Raw genomic sequence first — 19,004 nt, forward strand, 5'->3', positions numbered from 1 at the left:
CTTCACCTCGTTTATCTTTTGGTGCAATTGGTTCAGCAACACCTGGTACCGGCTTATCTCAATAATATCTTCATCAGTTTCAGCATGGTCTATTAAATCAGTAATGATTTCATCTGCATCAACTAATTTTGTTGTTGCGGAATTGGTATCCTTATCCACAACCAAATGATCAATTGCCTGTTGAATGGTTGCTCTGATTATGGTGTAATTGATTTGCATTGTACTGGCTTTAGCTGTTCTGATCATTAAACTGCTGCACAATAGCTTTGAGTTTTTCTTTCCTAAGTTGTGCCGCTTCTTTTTCTTTGTTCTTCTTTTGATCCACTTTCTTTTTGTGAGCCAAACGATTGGTTTCATTACGTCGTCCCATACAACACTCCTATCTTGCGTTTTATTTCAAGAAATGTCTGATTCGTGGTAATCAGTAGTTTTATCACTTCTTCACGCAACTCATTTATACTATCAAATTTAAGATATTTTGCCCAATTTTCGGTGGTAATTACCTCGTTAATTTGTCTTATTACTCGGGCCGTTTCAGAAGCATTCCGAAGTTGGGCTTTGCCATTATATTTTGGATTGGCCTTGTGCTGAAAACTAACTTCTTTGGAATCAAAATCCACTTCGATATAAAATAAATTTTCGTGTTCATTGTTGGGATAAAAATCAGTCCAATCCGCATAACCTATCTTGGTTTTGGATAAACTTCCATCCTGCAAAGGCAATAAACGCCAACGACAATTCGCAGCACGCCCCCAATGATTTGAAACCCTGTACAATCCATTTTCCGTAAAATAGTAACTACTTCCCGATTTACTGGTATAACCGAGTTTTAAACCGTTGATTTCCGTGGTCGAAACTTCTTTGTAAATACAAAAGGTATGCTTGTGGAAATTGGTCCTGTTGTAGGTTTTCTGCATGGCGGCAAAGATAGTTATTTTTGTTTTTATTTTCTGCACGGATCACAGATGACGCGGATTTTACTGATTGTCACAGATTTCATGTTATGTTTTAAATCCGTTTAATTTGTGTTGCCAACATCTGAATAACCACGTCCCAAACGAATAAACTTTAGTAACACTGTATTTCTCTATCTTTGAAAAAAACATACATATGAAAGAAACCGTTTTGGCCTTTGGGGCTTTATATGGAGGATTAGCCGTTATTTTTGGTGCTTTTGGCGCACACGCCTTAAAGAAACGAATGAGTGACGATTTGCTGAAAAGCTTTGAAACCGGTGTAAAATACCAAATGTATCACGCAATTGTATTATTGATTCTTCCGCAACTGCTAACTTTTAGTTCCACTTTGGAGGAAACCACAGGCTGGTTTTTTATCGTTGGTGTATTGCTGTTTTCTTTCAGTATTTATGGATTATGCCTTACCTCGATGCGTGGTAACAAATGGCGTTTTCTGGGGCCGATCACTCCACTTGGAGGAATGTTGTTAGTTTTCGGATGGATACTTTTGTTATTTAGCATTATTTAAGGTTTAACCGCAAAGTGAGTTAAGGCCTTGGAAGGGACACTAGAAAAATTCAATCTTTTAAAATAAAAAAAACCATTCGCATTATTAACGAATGGTTTTTTTATTATCGGATAAAAAGTATCAATTAAGGGAAGATACCTCTTTGTTTGTATGCCATTTCAATACGCACAAGTGCCTGAATGTAAGCAGCTGTTCTCCAGTCTGTTTTATACTGACCTCCAGTAATTACCACACGGTTGAAAGCGTCTTCCATTTTTCTTCTCAATTTGATGATTACATCATCCATTGTCCAGATTTCTCCGTTACGATTTTGTAACCACTCGAAGTAAGAACCGATTACACCTCCTGAATTACATAAGATATCAGGGATGATTTCGATTCCTTTTGCTAATAAAATTTCTTCACCTTCAGTATCTGTAGGTCCGTTTGCTCCTTCAGCAATTACTCTTGCTTTGATAGATTCTGCATTGTCAGCAGTAATTTGGTTACCTAAAGCAGCAGGAATGATGATATCACATTCAATTCCGAAGAATTCGGCTGAGTTATAATCCTGTGTATTTTTGAAACCTGAAATAGTTCCGTTGTCAGCCTGGAAACGCAATAACGCCTCAGGATCGATTCCTTCTGGATTATAGATAGTTCCTGTAGCATCCTGAACTCCAACAAGGATTGCTCCGTTTTTGTTCATAAAGTGTGCTGCCCAGTATCCTACGTTACCAAATCCCTGAACGATATATTTTTTTCCTTCCAAAGAAGTGTTTCTTAATTTTGCCCATGCTTCCAAAGTAACTACTACTCCGAATCCTGTTGCACGGTCACGACCTTCCAAACCTCCTGATCCTACTGGCTTTCCAGTAACAACATGTTGGTTTTTAGAACGCTCAGCCGGAGATTTTGTAGACATATAAGTGTCCGCAATCCAAGCCATCATTTGTGCGTTTGTGTTCACGTCCGGTGCAGGGATATCATGCTCAGGACCGATGTTATCACCTAAAGCATAAGTGAAACGACGCGTAATACGCTCTAATTCACCTTGAGAATATTTTTTAGGATCCAATTGGATTCCACCTTTACCACCACCATAAGGAAGTCCCGCTAAAGATGTTTTCCATGTCATCCATGTTGCCAATGCTCTTGCTGCATCAATATCAACTGTTGGGTGATAACGTAATCCTCCTTTGTAAGGACCTAATACATTGTTATGCTGAACACGGTATCCCGTAAATACTTCTACGGAGCCGTTATCCATTTTCACAGGGAAGTTAACTATAATTTCATTGTTTGTTGAGGAGAGGATTTTCTTAACAGTATCATCCAATCCCATAACGTTAGCAGCTTTTTCAAACTGTATCTTAACGTTTTCATACATGCTCGGCTGGGGCTTTGCTGTTGTTGCCATAATTTTATGATTTTCAACTTAAGTTTTTCGTTTGTTTATTCCTTGCTCTGTAAAAAAGCAAGCAAATATATGTTTTTTAAAATTACATAAAGTGATTTTTATCATTAAAAATGTAACACAAACTAACATTTTAACAACGCATTAAGGGTTATTTGTGAATTATCAACATATTAGTAACAAAAGTTACCTACTTAAGTTTTTCAAAATCTTACATTTGCAAAAAACCAGGTCATGTATCAGCAATTAATCGAATCATACTCCTATCTGTTTGAAGATGAATTACTAAAAGAAATTTCTGTTGTAGGGATCCATCGAAAATTCCATCAGGATGAGATTCTTATCGAAATTGGCGAACAGATAAAATTCATGCCGATACTGCTAAATGGTGCAATAAAAATCCTGCGTGAAGATGAAAATGGTGATGAATTATTATTATATTTTTTGGAACGCGGCGATACCTGTGCGATGACATTAACCTGTTGCCTGGGAAAAACCAAAAGTAAAATAATGGCCGTTTCCGAAACCGAAGGCGATCTGATCATGATTCCGATTGACAAAATGGAAGAATGGCTCGTGAAATACAAATCATGGCGCAATTTCGTCCTTGAAAGCTACAATACCCGTTTATTGGAAATGCTGGAAGCAATAGACACTTTGGCTTTTATGAAAACGGACGAACGTTTATACAAATACTTAACCGATAAGGCGAAGGTTTTAGGAACTTCCGAAATTGCCAACACGCATCAGGAAATTGCTACCGACATGCATACATCCCGCGTGGTTATTTCCCGTTTGTTAAAGAGCCTGGAACTGGAAGGAAAAATAAAACTGAACCGCAATAAAATAGAAATACTTCAATTTTAATGGAAATATTAGGATATATCGGTGCTTTACTTATCGGATTGATATTGGGACTGACAGGTGGCGGCGGTTCCATACTTACGGTTCCGATTCTGGTTTATATTTTGAACTTCAGTCCGATTACCGCAACAGCTTATTCCCTATTTATTGTCGGAACCACTTCTGCCTTTGGTGCTACGCAGAATTACTTAAAAGGTTTTGTGGATATTAAGAAAGGATTCCTTTTTGCAATTCCTTCTTTCACGGCAGTTTACTTAACCCGCCGTTTTTTCGTTCCAAAACTTCCTGATACTATTTTTTCTTTTTCAGGCTTCACCATAAGCAAAGAAGCTTTTTTAATGGTGTTGTTTGCTGTAATAATGCTTTTTGCAGCCACATCAATGCTCAAGAAAAAGAAAACCGATGATTTTACACCAACAGACAAAGAAGAGTCAAAACTACTTTTTGTAGCCCAGACTTTCGGAATTGGGATTTTAATCGGTTTCGTAGGAGCAGGCGGTGGTTTCCTGATCATTCCGTCATTGGTGTTTTTTGCCAAACTTCCTATGCGAAAAGCTGTAGCCACTTCCCTGTTCATCATCGCCCTGAATTCACTGATTGGCTTTGCCGGAGACATACAAACACTGGAAATCGACTGGCTTTTCTTACTTGGCTTCTCATCCTTATCGGTAATTGGGATTTTTATCGGAATTTATCTTAATAAGTTCTTAAATGAAGCGCAACTTAAAAAAGGGTTTGGTTACTTTGTACTGTTAATGGCGATTTTTATTTTATCCAAAGAATTTCTCAAACTGTAACCAATGTTACTTTTGATTTTAAATATTAAATTACCTTTACACAAAATTTGAATACAGATATGAAAATAGAACAGATTTATACCGGATGTATGGCTCACGCCGCCTATTATATTGAAAATAATGGAGAGGCTGCTATTTTTGACCCTTTACGTGAGGTGCAGTCGTACATCGATAAGGCAACGAAAGACAACGCAAAAATCAAATACATTTTTGAAACGCATTTTCATGCTGATTTCGTTTCCGGACACTTGGATCTTTCGAAAAAAACAGGGGCTCAAATTGTTTACGGACCAACGGCAAAACCTAATTTCGAAGCTATCATAGCTGAAGATAACCAGGAGTTCAAAATCGGAAATTATACAATTAAAGCAATCCACACTCCCGGACATACGTTAGAAAGTACCACGTACCTTTTGATTGACGAAAACGGCAAACAACACGGAATCATAACCGGTGACACTTTATTCATCGGCGATGTGGGAAGACCTGATTTGGCGCAGAAACTGGTTAGTGATCTGACTCAAGAAAAACTGGCCGGAATGCTTTATGATTCACTTCGCAACAAAATCATGCCTCTATCTGATGATTTAATCGTATACCCTAATCACGGTGCTGGAAGTGCTTGTGGAAAGAACATGAGCAAAGAAACCACTGACACTTTAGGAAATCAGAAGAAGGTAAATTACGCTTTGCGTGCCGACATGACCAAAGATGAATTCATTACAGAATTACTGGATGGCCTTAGTGCTCCTCCAGCTTATTTCCCTCAAAACGTTTTAATGAACATTCAGGGATATGACAGTTTGGAAACCATCATGACCAAAGCAAATACCGCATTGGAACCAAACGCATTTGAAGCTATTGCTAATGATGCAGAAGCTTTGGTTTTGGATGTTCGTCATGAAAACGATTTCGTTAAAGAACATATTCCGAATTCCATATTCATTGGCTTACACGGAAACTTTGCCCCGTGGGTAGGTGCTTTGATTATGGATGTTAAACACCCAATCCTGTTAATTGCTCCTGAAGGAAAAGAAGAAGAAGCCATTACCCGTTTAGCGCGTGTTGGCTTTGACAACTGTCTTGGTTATCTGAAAGGCGGCATGGAAGCATGGAAAGCAGCCGGTTTTGAAACCGAAACTATCGCGTCTATCTCTCCTGAACAATTTGCTACGGAAAAAGACCAGACAAAACACCCAATCGTAGATTCAAGAAAACCTGGCGAATATAAAGCTGAACATGTAGAGAACGCAATCAATATTCCGTTGGATTTTGTGAATGCACAACTTTCGGAAGTACCTAAAACCGAAGAATTCTATCTGCATTGTGCCGGAGGATATCGTTCTGTTATCATGGCTTCGATATTAAAAGCACGCGGTTATCACAATATGATCAATGTAGAAAAAGGAATCAGCGGAATCCGTAACGCAGGGGTATCGTTGACCCAGTTTGTTTGTCCTTCCACATTAAAATAAGAACATAACAATCATGAAATAGAAAAATCAGGCTCTTGCCTGATTTTTTTTGTTTAAAAACTAACAAAAATTAGTTATACAAATTACCAATCCTAAAAAAATAAATACTTTTGCATCACTAATAAATAAACGCTAAAGAATCTGAAGATTCATAAATGCTAAAAAAATCAAATTATGACTAAAAAACTTCTTTTATTAGCCGGATTATCCATTTTGGCTTCATGCAGCAAAGTTGGAGATAATGAGTTCTTAATTACAGGAACTGCCGAAGGTATCGAAAACGGAAAAATGGCTATACTTCAGCTTCAGGACGATATGGGGCCTATTTCAAAAGATACTGTAAAAATTGAGAACGGAAAATTCGAATTCAAAGGAAAAACCGGCGAAGGACCTGAAATCGCTTTTGTTGTTATCGAAAGCTTAAACAATGGTATGGTTCCTTTTATACTAGAAAACGGAGAAATAAACCTTAATGTTGACAAAGACACTATCCAAAAGTCTAAAATTGGAGGTACCGGAAACAATGACAAATTCCAGGAATACAATGACGGAGCAGGAGCGATTTACAAAAAAATGGTTTCATTCCAAAAAGCCAATCAGCAAAAATTCATGGATGCCAGAAAAGCAAATGATACAGCTGTTATGCATTCGCTTACCAAACAAAACATTGGTTTTCAAAAAGATATGGATAAATTTTCAGAATCTTTCGTAGAGAAAAACCCAACAACATTCATTTCTTGTCTTTTATTGGAAAACTTTATCGGAAGACAATCTTTAGAAGCTGATAAAATTGTAAAATTATACAATACGTTATCTGCAGACGTTAAGAAAACAAAAAGCGGCAAGCGTGTTGGAGACTTCGCAAACAGTCAGAAAGCAGTAAAAACAGGTAATGAGGCACCTAATTTCTCCGCTCCAACCCCTGAAGGAAAAACAGTTTCCTTAAAAGAATCATTAGGAAAAGTAACCATAATTGATTTTTGGGCTTCATGGTGCGGACCTTGTCGTGCTGAAAATCCTAATGTAGTAGCCCTATACAATGAGTTTCACGCAAAAGGATTAAACATCATTGGTGTTTCATTGGACAAAGATGCTGACAAATGGAAAGAAGCAATTGCTAAAGATAAATTAGTTTGGACACAGGTTTCAAATTTAAAATACTGGCAGGAACCAATCGCAAAACAATATAATGTAGGTGTAATACCAGCTACTTTTATTTTAGATGCATCAGGAAAAATCGTTGTCAAAGACTTAAAAGGAGCAGAATTGAAAGCTAAAATTGCTGAATTATTAGCCAAATAATACTCTTTTCAAGATGAAAATAAAAAAATCTCCTCCGGGAGATTTTTTTATTTTATTCACTCCCAACACGTTAAAAAAAAGTTGTCAATTATCTTCAAAATATGTTTGGATACTGAGAAAACAGTCCTATATTTGCAACGCAATAAGCAATTATGCGTTGGGGAGATACTCAAGCGGCCAACGAGGGCGGACTGTAAATCCGCTGATTACATCTTCGCAGGTTCGAATCCTGCTCTCCCCACAAGATTAAAAAAATAAAAAACGTCAGGTTCACTTGACGTTTTTTTTGTTTTTAAGCTTGAGTAAGGTTTCACCTTACTCAAGATGTCGGAACAAAGTGGAGAAATCCTGCTCTCCCCACAAACAAAAAAAGCAAGCTTCAACAGCTTGCTTTTTTTGTTTATTTATTACCAAATTCTCCTTATCGGATAATTAGTTTTTGTGTAGTCGATTTAGCACCGGAACTTACTTTTACAAAATATAACCCTGAAGACAAATTCAATTGCAAATCGATAGCATCTGAAAAATTCTGATTAATAACCTTCTGACCCGTATAAGAATAAATTTCCACAGCCGCTTCTCCCCTAATCCCCGAAATAGTCAGATGATTGTTTGCAGGGTTAGGATACATCTGAAATTTCAAATCAGCCACCTCATTAGCGCTTAAAGTAGAATACCACGGCTCACCGGCATGTGATCCCCAAATGTAATCCGCCAGATTCGGATAATCGATAAACGGATTTCTATTCACCTGCCACGTATAAATGTAATTGTTTCGGTTCATTTCAAAATCATCTGCCGGATCGGAATGATTCCAAGTTAACAATGTTGCCAAATCCCCTATAAATCCATCAGGATTTTGCGGCGGATTCCCATTTACGACATCCAAACCATTATAACGAACACACATATAAAAAATCGCTCTGGCAACATCACCATGCCAACTGCCAGCAGTACTGGTCGGACCATTATAATCCACACCGTAATTCCTTTCGTTTCTGGAGCTGTTTTCCTGACCATCCTCTGCACGGATATGATGAGCATCGGCATGACCTGCCAGGATATCATCAGGACCGGTTGGCAGCCAAACATTAATTCCATCGGCAAAGGAAGATGTCCCATCGGTAAAACCTCCTCTGGACTGACAATAAATATGTTCCCTGTTCCAGAAACCGACGATACTATTTCCTGACTGATAATCAATTTTGGTTTGAGCCCGTTCCACATACATCAACCAAACCTGATTATTATTTAACGGATTTTGGTCTGCTGTTTTTAAAATTTCCCATATATCGCCATAATTATGAGCATGAACCACCGCAGGATTAGCAATAATATTTTGAATAGCCTGTTTAAGAGCAGCTCCTGATAATCCTTCCATCGAACTGTAATATCCGGCTGGAACCGTACTTGCAACCAGACCATACGTTGGATTTAGCGGTGTTCCCCAAGGTGATGTTAAAAAATTAGCATCAACGACCCTTACTGAAATATTGTTTCTTAACACAATATATTGAGGAGGAACTGCACCAATGGATATCTGAAGATTCTCATCTCCGTCATTCACGGCGTCGTTCAAAAGCTGAATTACCCTTGAAACCGAATTAGTTCCTGATGGGATGGTAACAGTTGTATTTCCTGTAAAATCAGCTGTCGTAAAAGAACCATTATTCAAGGTAAATGAAAAATTCAGGTCTGAAGTAACATTTGTATCTGTTGTAAAAGTTATAGTAATGCTCTGCCCTTCTGTTAAAGGAGCTGCCGGCGAATACGTTGTTGTGATGCCATTGAAAACTATTCCGCTTCCGTCATTATTTGCTCTGGGAGTTGGCGTTTTTACTTCGTAAGTCCCGTCCGTTTTTCTTTGAATGGATTGCAGAGGAGCATTCGCCGTTCCATTAACAGCTTCATTATAACAGACTGTTTCTCCAAATATCGCCATTAGCGCTGTAGGTTGGGTAGTTGCACTGTTACTGTATGCAAAAGCATCAATTACATTAGCTGACGATGCAGGTGTATTCAAGGGAAAATCTGTTGCATCTCCTAAATAAATCGCCACAGCATCCGGACCGTTCTGAATTGTTGCCTGCGGTATAATATACGACGGAGCCGGAGAAACCTGTAAATTACCTAATAAAACATTCCCGTTCCCATCGGTTACCAAACCATCCAAATCAATAGCATAATAACTTAATGTACCGGAATAAGGAGCTGTACTTGTGGCATTAAAAAACACGACAACATAACCATCCAACGGAAAATTTGGCGTTGCTGATTTTAATTCGATAAACTCCAATACATCTGTAGAAGGCGTATCTGAGTCAAGTTCATTTATCACAATCTGACCAAAACCCGCATTAGAAATAAAAACGATAAAAAGTAAAAGTATTTTTTTAAACATCTCGTATTTTTTGAAAGGTTAAAAATACGGAATTATTAAATAATAACTCGCTGAAATTGAAAAGTTTACAAAATCAAAATACTGTAAGAAAAGTAGTGTGTTTTTAATTTTCAAACATAAAATTAGGGCAATTCGATGTTTTTCCTAAATTTACGAAATTAATAACCCAAAGCGCATAATTCATAAGATTTTTGAAAGCCACAATTCCATTTTTCGTTACCCTGTTTTTGCTTTTTAATGTGGGTTACCTATTTGCACAACACCGCAATAACCTGGTTGTTACAGTAAATCCGGACACTAGAACCTTAACGATTGATCAGGAAGTCATCCTTGTAAATAATACAACCAATCCTCTGAATGAGTATCTCTTCAACGATTGGACTAATGCCTATTCCGATAAGAATTCACCGTTGGGGAAAAGATTTTCAGATGAATTCATCCGCAGTTTTCATATGGCCAATGATTCCGAAAGAGGTAAAACCAAAATAATTTCGATTACAGATCAAAACGGCAAACCACTGGAGTTTTCAAGACCTGAAAATCAAATCGATTTACTGAACATAAAACTCGATTCTCCCATTTCCCCAAATCAGGAATATAAGTTGTTTATCCGATACTTTGTCCAGATTCCCGACCAACGGTTTACCCGCTTCGGATATGATGAAAAATTAGGCAGCACACATTTGAAAAACTGGTTTTTAGCTCCTGCAAGAATTGAAAATGGTGTCTTTGTTAAAAACAGTAACGAAAATTTGGACGATATAGCCAATGCACCTTCCGATTATGATATAGAAATTAAAATCCCATATGGCGTCCACCTGTTTACAGATCTGGAAAGCAACAAGTTATCAGACGATAAAACCGAAAAAAAATACCATCTCACAGGAAAAAACATAACCGATTTCACTCTTGTTCTTGAAAAAAATCCGACTTATGCCAATTACAAAAATAAAGATCAGGAAGTCGTAACCAACCTAAAAGACAAACGATTGAACGATATTCAGAAAGCAATTGTCATCGATCGTGTTGTCAGTTTTGTTTCAGAACGATTGGGTAAGTTGCCTCAGGAAAAAATAATGATTCCTCAAATTGATTACGAAAGAAACCCATTTTACGGTCTTAATCAGCTCCCCGCCTTTCTTAGTCCGTTCCCTGACGAATTTTTGTATGAATTGAAATTCCTCAAAACTTATGTCAACAACTATCTGAAAGCGTCACTGCATATTAACCCCAGGCAGGAAACATGGCTGATAGACGGGATTCAGACCTATGTTATGATGAAATACATAGAAGAAACCTATCCCAATATGAAAATGATGGGTCGATTGTCTGAATTCAAACTCCTGAAAGGCTACAATCTTTTTACTGCTGATTTTAATGAGCAGTACAGCTATCTGTATCTTTTAATGGCCAGAAAGAATCTTGACCAACCGATTGGTGACTCTAAAAGCACATTTATCAAGTTCAACGAACAGATTTCAGGAAGATACAAGGCCGGTATGGCTCTGGAATATTTAAATGACTATTTAGGAGATGACAAAGTTTCCCGGACCATCACAGATTTTGTAACACTAAATCAGACCAAACAAACCAGTGAAGATGATTTTAAAACCCTTCTAAACCAAAAAACAGACAAAAACACAGATTGGTTTTTCGAAACCCTTGTACACAAACGTGATCTGATAGATTATAAATTCGGTAAGATCAAAAAAGAAGGCGATTCTATTGAAGTGGTGCTTAAAAACAAAACCAAAACCAATGTGCCTGTTTCGGTTTACGGAATCAATAAAGACACTGTTATTTTTAAAAAATGGGTCGAAAACATTACTAAAGACAGTATTTTGATACTTCCAAAAGAGAATATCGACAAACTTGTACTGAATTACGAAAACAAAATTCCGGAATACAATTCCAGAAACAACTGGAAAGCAACAAAAAGCTTTTTAGGAAACAACCGTCCCGTAAAGTTTACCTTTATAAAAGACCTTGAAGATTCTTCTGTAAACCAGATTTTTTATGTTCCTGAATTCTCATATAACTTCTATGACGGAATTTCGCCCGGGTTGAGTTTCCACAATAAATCATTATTGGACAAGCCCTTTATTTTTGACGTAACACCCATATATTCTGTCAAAACGAATTCGCTTATCGGAGGTGCTTTTTTCACCGTAAACCAAAATGTGAGAGAAGACAGGCTGTATAACATTCGTTACAGTCTTGGCGGATCGACTTATCATTATGCTCCGGATGCTGCTTATACCAAAGTAACGCCTTCTATTAACTTCCGTTTCAGGGATTTGGATTATAGGTCCAATGAGAAAGAAAATGTCTTGATCCGACACGTATTTGTTCAAAGGGAACACTCTGATGTAGTAGTAAGTAAAGATGAAAATTATTCTGTTTTCAATTTGCGCTATTCCAAAGGAGCATCGGAAATCACAAAAGTATATAACATGATGGCCGATGTCCAGATTGATAAAAACTTCGCTAAATTAGCTGGTGAAGTTCAATACCGTAAGCTTTTCGAAAATAACAGGCAGATTAATCTGCGTCTTTTTGCAGGTACTTTTATGTATCGTGATACCAAGTCGGAATTTTTCAGTTTCGGTTTAGACCGCCCAACGGATTATTTGTATGATTACGCATTACTCGGTCGTTCCGAAACCACCGGGATTTTCAGTCAGCAATACATCATGGCTGAAGGAGGATTTAAATCAAAATTAGACCCGCCTTTAGCAAATCAATGGATGACAACCATAAATGCCAGTTTTAATATCTGGAACTGGATTGAAGTTTATGGCGATATTGGTATGGTAAAAAATGAAGGTTTTAACTCTAAATTTGTGTATGACAACGGTATACGATTAAACTTTGTTCCGGATTATTTTGAATTGTATTTCCCTGTCAGTTCCAATAACGGATGGGAAATTGCCCAGTCAAATTATGCCGAAAAGATACGATTTGTGATTACATTGAGTCCGAAAACACTGATATCATTATTTACCAGAAAGTGGTTATAACACTAAAAACCAAAAAAACAGCACTTATTTTTACAACACAACATTGAAAAAATATCATAAAACAAGGCTTTTAAGTAAAAATAATTCATAAAAAACACAACATTAAACATTATTATTATCAAAAGTGAAATTATTATTTCACAACATCATTGTTTTATATTGCAGAAATAATTAAATTTGTCACTTAACATATCATATAGCTATATGAACCAAACAGCCACTAAAGAAGTACTGTCATTTGAAGACTTCAAAACGGAAGTACTTAATGATTATAAAATTGCAACCGTAAGCCGGGAATGTAGTTTGTTAGGAAGACGTGAAGTTTTAACCGGTAAAGCAAAATTTGGAATTTTCGGTGATGGAAAAGAAGTCCCGCAATTAGCTATGGCAAAGGCTTTCCGAAATGGTGATTTCCGTTCGGGATATTACCGCGATCAGACGTTTATGATGGCAATCGGTCAAATGACAATCCAACAGTTTTTCGCAGGTTTGTATGGCCATACCGATTTAGCTCATGATCCGATGAGTGCAGGACGTCAGATGGGTGGTCACTTTGCAACCCATTCGCTTGACGAAAACGGAAACTGGAAGAATCTTACGCAACAGAAAAATTCAAGTGCCGATATCTCTCCTACTGCCGGACAGATGCCGCGTTTATTAGGTTTGGCTCAAGCCTCTAAAATATACAGAAATGTTGGTGGTATCAACCAGACTAATTTCTCTGAAAAAGGAAATGAAGTGGCTTGGGGAACCATCGGAAATGCTTCGACTTCTGAAGGTTTGTTTTTTGAAACCATCAATGCAGCCGGAGTATTACAAGTACCAATGGTAATGAGCGTTTGGGATGACGAATACGGAATTTCAGTTCACGCCAGATACCAGACAACAAAAGAAAATATTTCGGAAATCTTAAAAGGTTTCCAACGTGATGAAAACAATAAAGGTTACGAAATCATTACTGTTAAAGGTTGGGACTATCCGACTTTGGTGGAAACCTACCAGAAAGCATCACAAATTGCCCGCGAAGAACATGTTCCTGTTTTAGTTCACGTTAAGGAATTAACGCAACCACAAGGACACTCTACTTCCGGATCTCACGAACGATACAAAAATGCGGATCGTTTGGCTTGGGAAGCTGAATTTGACTGTTTGGCTCAAATGCGCACCTGGTTAATCGACAATAATCTGGCTACAGCCGAAGAAATTGAAGCGATTGACAATCAGGCTAAAAAAGATGTTCTTGAAGGCAAAAAAGCAGCTTGGGCAGCATTTGTTGAACCAATGAAAGCGGAACAACAGGAATTAGTTGCTTTATTGAACTCGATTGCGGCATCAAGTGAAAACAAGGTTTTCATTGAAAAATACACGAACGATTTGGCTTCTATTAAAGAACCAATCCGTAAAGATATTATCACGGCAGCACGTAAAGTTTTACGTTTAATTGTGAAAGAAAACGGAAAAGCACAACTTTCAGCTTGGATTACAGCTTATATTGAAAAAATACAGCCGAAATTCAGTTCACATTTGTTTTCACAATCGGATAAAAACGTATTCTCTTCAAAAGAAGTTTTGCCAAAATACGACGAAACTTCTGAAGAAGTAGATGCGCGTTTGGTATTGAGAAATAACTTCGATGTTATTTTCGAAAAACATCCTGAAACTTTAATTTTCGGGGAAGATTCCGGAAATATTGGTGACGTAAACCAAGGTTTGGAAGGAATGCAGGAAAAATACGGTGAATTCCGCGTTTCTGATGCCGGTATCCGTGAAGCGACCATTTTAGGTCAGGGAATTGGTTTGGCCATGCGAGGTTTACGCCCTATTGCTGAAATTCAGTATTTGGATTACCTTTTGTATGCTATCCAGATCATGAGCGACGATTTAGCTACATTACAATACAGAACTGCCGGTCGCCAAAAAGCACCGCTAATCATAAGAACGCGTGGTCATCGTTTGGAAGGAATCTGGCATTCAGGCTCTCCAATGGGGATGATCATCAATGCAATCCGTGGTATTCACGTTTTGGTTCCAAGAAATATGACCAAAGCAGCTGGTTTCTACAACACTTTATTAGAAACTGACGAACCAGCTTTATTAGTGGAATGTTTGAACGGTTACCGTTTAAAAGAAAAAATGCCAACGAATTTAGGCGAATTCAAAACCCCTATCGGAGTTGTGGAAACCATTAAACAAGGAAGCAACATCACTTTAGTTTCTTACGGATCGACTTTACGTTTGGTAGAACAGGCTGCTAAAGAGTTACTTGAAGTTGGAATCGATGCGGAAATTATTGATATTCAGTCATTACTTCCGTTCGATATTAATCACGATATCGTAAAATCGCTTGCCAAAACAAACCGTTTATTGGTAATTGACGAAGATGTTCCGGGCGGCGCTTCTGCCTTCATTTTACAGCAGATTGTCGATGAACAAAAAGGATACAGACATTTAGACAGTAATCCGGAAACATTGGCTTCTAAAGCGCATCGTCCGGCTTACGGAACCGATGGCGATTACTTCTCTAAACCTTCTGTAGAAGATATTTTCGAGAAAGTTTATGGCATGATGAATGAAGTTAATCCGGTTAAATATCCGAGTTTGTATTAATCGAAACAGATACTTTTAAAAGTAAAAATTCCGCTACTATTTAGTTAGCGGAATTTTTATTTGTTTCAAACTGTATTTATTGACACTTACTCAAAACTGATTTAGCTGCACAGTTTTATTACATATATTTAAATCCGACAGGTGCTTTCAGTTTTGCTTTATCATACATATTTATATACAAAGTAATCGTGTCTTTTTTATTTTCATGAGTAACTTTATAAATATCCAGTAATCCTGCTCCAAAAGGACTGTTTTTGGTTTCAAAATTACAACAGCTTCCCGATCTTTCAAACCAAATCTTTTCTCCATTCGGACCTGTTAAAGAATTTAAATAATTTCTTTCGTTGGCTGGCCCTTTATCAAATCCACCCACTTTTATAGGATTGTCTTTTGAATACCCATATGATGCATCCGTTGACGTTTCCGTTTTTCCGGATTGAGATGCACAGGAAAATAACGAAACCAAGATTAAGGAAAAGAATACTTTTTTCATATTAAAACTATTTATCATTGCCCGATTAAATTACCGCTAATGCAAGCAACAATTGACTCTGTCATTGCTTCGGCGAATGTGATATCATTTAATCTTACTAACGGAGTGTCTTATTTTTTATTATCAGTAAAGAAGGTGTTTTGTTTAGCCATGAACTTTGGTGGTCCAATAGTTTTTTCCAGCTTTCCACACTAATTATCATCAAATCCTGTTCGTCCAAAAGCGCCTTTTCGATTTTTCGTTCCGTTGCCAGTTTAATATGATTAGGATGTTTATGTTCGATTTTATGAATACAGTCGGCTAATGCAGTATTGTTTTTAAAATTCCCGGCTTTATCCAAAACAGTTACATTCGAATTTACATTGTGAATCAATTGTTTGGCGTAGTCCATCAAAAACAAATCCGATTCTTCCAAAAGCAATACGAAAACCCGTTTAGCATCGGTAAAATTCTTGTCCACCAATATTCCGACTGGAACTTCGGTTCTTGATAAAACATGTCCTGTACGTTCGTCAAAAGGCGAATTATCGAATAATTTTTCTTTTCCGGTGAATTTATTCAACAAGGTTTCCGGACTTATAATCCGGGTTGTAAATCCAAGTACCTTTCCTAACAGGGTTCCTTCAAAAATGGACTGGCTCAATCCCATTAAAACCAAATCAAAATCACCCTGATTAGATACTTCGATAAGATCGGATTCAACATCTATCGAACTTTTGAACAAGGTAGTTACTTTCTGATGCAATTCTTCTGAAGCCTGTAAAACCGGCTTAAAACTATCCTCTTCATACTCATCAATGTTGTACGGGTTCAATTCATTGATTGGCAAAATATGCATGGCCGTAACTAATGAATTGTTATGATTTTTCTTTACGAAGTTATTGGCCAATCGAAGTAGCGATCGTCCCTCTTCGGCATTATGAAACGAAAACAGGACTTTAAATTTATTATTTTGAATGATTTCCTTCGGAACGATTTCGGTTTTCGATTTAAATATATAATTTATCAAATCCAAAGCAGGTCCGGTCATAAAAGTGGTTACCAATGCCATAATCACCATCATCGCGAAAATTTCCGGTTTAAGAACACCCAAATCATATCCGATGTTCAAAACCACCAACTCCATCAAACCACGCGTATTCATCAGGGCTCCGATTGTTAAACTGTCTTTCCAGGTTTGGCCGACAAATCTTGCCGTTAACGCACTTCCGACAAATTTTCCTAATACAGCCACCAAAACAATATAGCCGCACACTTCCCACAGATAAGCATCATTCAGCAAGCCAATCTGCGTACGAAGCCCGGTAAATACAAAGAACAGCGGTAGAAGCATAACCTGCGAAACATCTTCTACCTTCTCAATAAAGATATTACGAAAACGCATACTTTCCGGCATGATTACACCCGCCATAAATGCACCAAACAAGGCGTGAATACCAATAACTTCAGTAGCATATGAAGAAATTAGTAACGTAAGGAAAAATATAGCAATTACGGGTTTGGTAATGATTTCGGTATTGTCATACAAATCACCTATTCGCTTTAAAAATGGTTTTACCACTTTAAGCATCAGCAAAACATATATTAAGGCAAGGGCAATGATATAAAGTGAACTGACAAAAGAACCTGCTTTAACAATGGCAATAACGGCGGCCAATATACACCAGGCAGTGATGTCATCTGCAGCAGCACAGGTAATTACCATGGCTCCTAATCGTGTTTTATGCAGCCCACGCTCCTGCACTATTCGGGCTAAAACCGGGAAAGCTGTAATACTCATGGCAATTCCGGTAAAAAGTGCGAAGGAAATAAATTCAACTCCGTCCGGGGCAAATCGCTGGAATATGAAATAAGCCAAAACGAGTCCTAATGTAAACGGAATCACTATACTGGCATGACTGATAATCACCGCTTCTTTTGCTTTGTTTTGAAGCACTTTCAAATCGAGCTCCATTCCGACCACAAACATGAAAAGGATCAATCCAATCTGACTTAAAAACTGTAGATTCCCAAGGGATTCCACCGGAAACAAAGCAAGGGAAAATTCAGGAAAATAATTCCCGACCAAAGAAGGTCCCAGCACGATTCCTGCAAGGATTTCTCCGATAACAGTAGGCTGTCCGATTTTTTTGAAAATAGCACCAAATAATCTTGCAACGAAAACAATCGTAACGATTTGGGCCAATAAAATAGCTAAAGGATGCGTTAAGTTATGTACAAGCGATTGCAGAAATTCTTCCCACTGACTATTCCCGTTATTGGGAACAACAACATTTCGTCCAGCTTCAAGGACTTTCCCGTTTTGAATGGTCCAGTACATAATTGCGGTTGTAACACCAACAATTCCGACGTAAAAAAAGCTGTTTTTAAATTTTTTCATAGTAAAACCAAGCGGTTTTTTGCCTTTCGCTTACGGGCACCAATATTACTAATAAAATAAATGGAAAACAATTTTTCTTACACCTCTAAAAATATGACAATTATCATTTTAAATTAGACCTCTCATAAGTATTTTTGATTTCGTAAAATGCTCAATTATGTCGACCTCATTAGTCCAAAAATATAATGTCCCAGGCCCAAGATACACAAGTTATCCCACAGTTCCTTATTGGGAAGACGAAAACTTTACAAATGACACATGGAGAAAAACTTTCATCCAATCATTCGCTGAAAGTAATACCACTGAAGGGATAAGCCTTTATATCCACCTGCCATTTTGCGAAAGTTTGTGTACATTCTGTGGTTGCCATAAGCGAATCACTAAACGTCATGAGGTTGAAGATCCTTATATTCAGGCTGTTTTGAAGGAATGGGACTTGTATTGCGACTTGTTTTCTGAAAAACCGATAATCCGAGAAATTCATTTAGGGGGCGGAACACCTACTTTCTTTTCACCCGAAAATCTTAAAGCTTTAATTGACGGGTTATTCAAAAGAGCCGAAAGAGCAGCCTCACACGAATTCAGCTTTGAAGGCCATCCGAACAATACAACGAGAGAACATTTGCAGCAACTTTATGATTTAGGGTTCCGACGTGTGAGCTTCGGCGTCCAGGATTACAGCGAAACGGTACAAAAAGCAATACACCGGATTCAGCCTTTTCACAACGTCGCAAAAGTATCGTTTTGGGCAAAAGAAATCGGATATACTTCTGTTTCCCATGAC

The 19,004-nt window shown here is 37.6% G+C and carries 15 protein-coding genes and 1 tRNA gene; 9 read left to right on the forward strand and 7 right to left on the reverse strand.

Annotated features, from left to right (window positions below):
* The 3 genes from VLB74_RS05500 to VLB74_RS05510 all read right to left on the reverse strand — a co-directional run.
* On the reverse strand, positions 1-219 hold a 219-nt coding region (locus VLB74_RS05500), incomplete at its 3' end, for a hypothetical protein (protein ID WP_325202456.1).
* Positions 220-229: 10 nt separating this feature from the next.
* Positions 230-370 (reverse strand): hypothetical protein, encoded by a 141-nt coding sequence (locus VLB74_RS05505; protein WP_325202457.1) that lies wholly within the window; start codon positions 368-370, stop codon positions 230-232.
* The gene (locus VLB74_RS05510; RefSeq protein ID WP_325202458.1) at positions 357-917 is read right to left on the reverse strand and encodes a hypothetical protein; all 561 of its coding nucleotides are present in this window, start codon (positions 915-917) and stop codon (positions 357-359) included. Before VLB74_RS05510 ends, VLB74_RS05505 begins: the two co-directional genes overlap by 14 nt.
* Before the next feature lie 193 nt (positions 918-1,110).
* Between VLB74_RS05510 and VLB74_RS05515 the strand changes: the two genes are divergently transcribed.
* Positions 1,111-1,485, forward strand: a complete 375-nt coding sequence (locus VLB74_RS05515) for a DUF423 domain-containing protein (protein WP_325202459.1) — start codon at positions 1,111-1,113, stop codon at positions 1,483-1,485.
* 124 nt (positions 1,486-1,609) lie between these two features.
* Here VLB74_RS05515 and VLB74_RS05520 read toward each other — a convergent pair whose 3' ends face one another.
* Entirely contained in the window at positions 1,610-2,884 is a 1,275-nt protein-coding gene (locus VLB74_RS05520; protein WP_325202460.1) for a Glu/Leu/Phe/Val family dehydrogenase, read from the reverse strand.
* A gap of 231 nt (positions 2,885-3,115) precedes the next feature.
* Here VLB74_RS05520 and VLB74_RS05525 point away from each other — a divergent pair, with 231 nt between their 5' ends.
* The 5 genes from VLB74_RS05525 (at position 3,116) to VLB74_RS05545 (ending at position 7,560) form a co-directional block, all read left to right on the forward strand.
* Positions 3,116-3,748 carry a Crp/Fnr family transcriptional regulator gene (locus VLB74_RS05525; RefSeq protein WP_325202461.1) on the forward strand — a complete coding sequence of 211 codons (633 nt, stop codon included), beginning with the start codon at positions 3,116-3,118 and terminating at the stop codon, positions 3,746-3,748.
* Positions 3,748-4,542, forward strand: coding sequence for a sulfite exporter TauE/SafE family protein (locus VLB74_RS05530; protein ID WP_325202462.1), 795 nt, complete (start codon positions 3,748-3,750; stop codon positions 4,540-4,542). Before VLB74_RS05525 ends, VLB74_RS05530 begins: the two co-directional genes overlap by 1 nt.
* 59 nt (positions 4,543-4,601) lie before the next feature.
* Complete coding sequence (locus VLB74_RS05535) at positions 4,602-6,017, forward strand: MBL fold metallo-hydrolase (protein WP_325202463.1); 1,416 nt, start codon at positions 4,602-4,604, stop codon at positions 6,015-6,017.
* 174 nt (positions 6,018-6,191) lie between these two features.
* Positions 6,192-7,319, forward strand: a complete 1,128-nt coding sequence (locus tag VLB74_RS05540; protein WP_325202464.1) for a TlpA disulfide reductase family protein — start codon at positions 6,192-6,194, stop codon at positions 7,317-7,319.
* Between the two features lie 159 nt (positions 7,320-7,478).
* A tRNA-Tyr gene (locus VLB74_RS05545) sits at positions 7,479-7,560 on the forward strand.
* Between the two features lie 180 nt (positions 7,561-7,740).
* Here VLB74_RS05545 and VLB74_RS05550 read toward each other — a convergent pair.
* Positions 7,741-9,720 (reverse strand): T9SS type A sorting domain-containing protein, encoded by a 1,980-nt coding sequence (locus VLB74_RS05550; RefSeq protein WP_325202465.1) that lies wholly within the window; start codon positions 9,718-9,720, stop codon positions 7,741-7,743.
* Between the two features lie 191 nt (positions 9,721-9,911).
* Here VLB74_RS05550 and VLB74_RS05555 point away from each other — a divergent pair, with 191 nt between their 5' ends.
* Both VLB74_RS05555 and VLB74_RS05560 read left to right on the forward strand, forming a co-directional pair.
* Positions 9,912-12,740 carry a gluzincin family metallopeptidase gene (locus tag VLB74_RS05555; protein WP_325202466.1) on the forward strand — a complete coding sequence of 943 codons (2,829 nt, stop codon included), beginning with the start codon at positions 9,912-9,914 and terminating at the stop codon, positions 12,738-12,740.
* A gap of 204 nt (positions 12,741-12,944) precedes the next feature.
* Positions 12,945-15,347 (forward strand): alpha-ketoacid dehydrogenase subunit alpha/beta, encoded by a 2,403-nt coding sequence (locus tag VLB74_RS05560; RefSeq protein ID WP_325202467.1) that lies wholly within the window; start codon positions 12,945-12,947, stop codon positions 15,345-15,347.
* Positions 15,348-15,465: 118 nt separating this feature from the next.
* Here VLB74_RS05560 and VLB74_RS05565 read toward each other — a convergent pair whose 3' ends face one another.
* A complete protein-coding gene (locus tag VLB74_RS05565) occupies positions 15,466-15,840 on the reverse strand; it encodes a 2-dehydro-3-deoxyphosphooctonate aldolase (protein WP_325202468.1) in 375 nt (124 codons plus the stop codon).
* Positions 15,841-15,937: 97 nt separating this feature from the next.
* A complete protein-coding gene (locus tag VLB74_RS05570) occupies positions 15,938-18,220 on the reverse strand; it encodes a cation:proton antiporter (protein ID WP_325202469.1) in 2,283 nt (760 codons plus the stop codon).
* A gap of 157 nt (positions 18,221-18,377) precedes the next feature.
* Between VLB74_RS05570 and VLB74_RS05575 the strand changes: the two genes are divergently transcribed.
* On the forward strand, positions 18,378-19,004 hold a 627-nt coding region (locus VLB74_RS05575; RefSeq protein WP_325202470.1), incomplete at its 3' end, for a radical SAM protein.

The sequence above is a fragment of the Flavobacterium sp. genome (genome assembly GCF_035456225.1).
In the GTDB taxonomy this organism is placed as follows: Bacteria; Bacteroidota; Bacteroidia; order Flavobacteriales; family Flavobacteriaceae; genus Flavobacterium.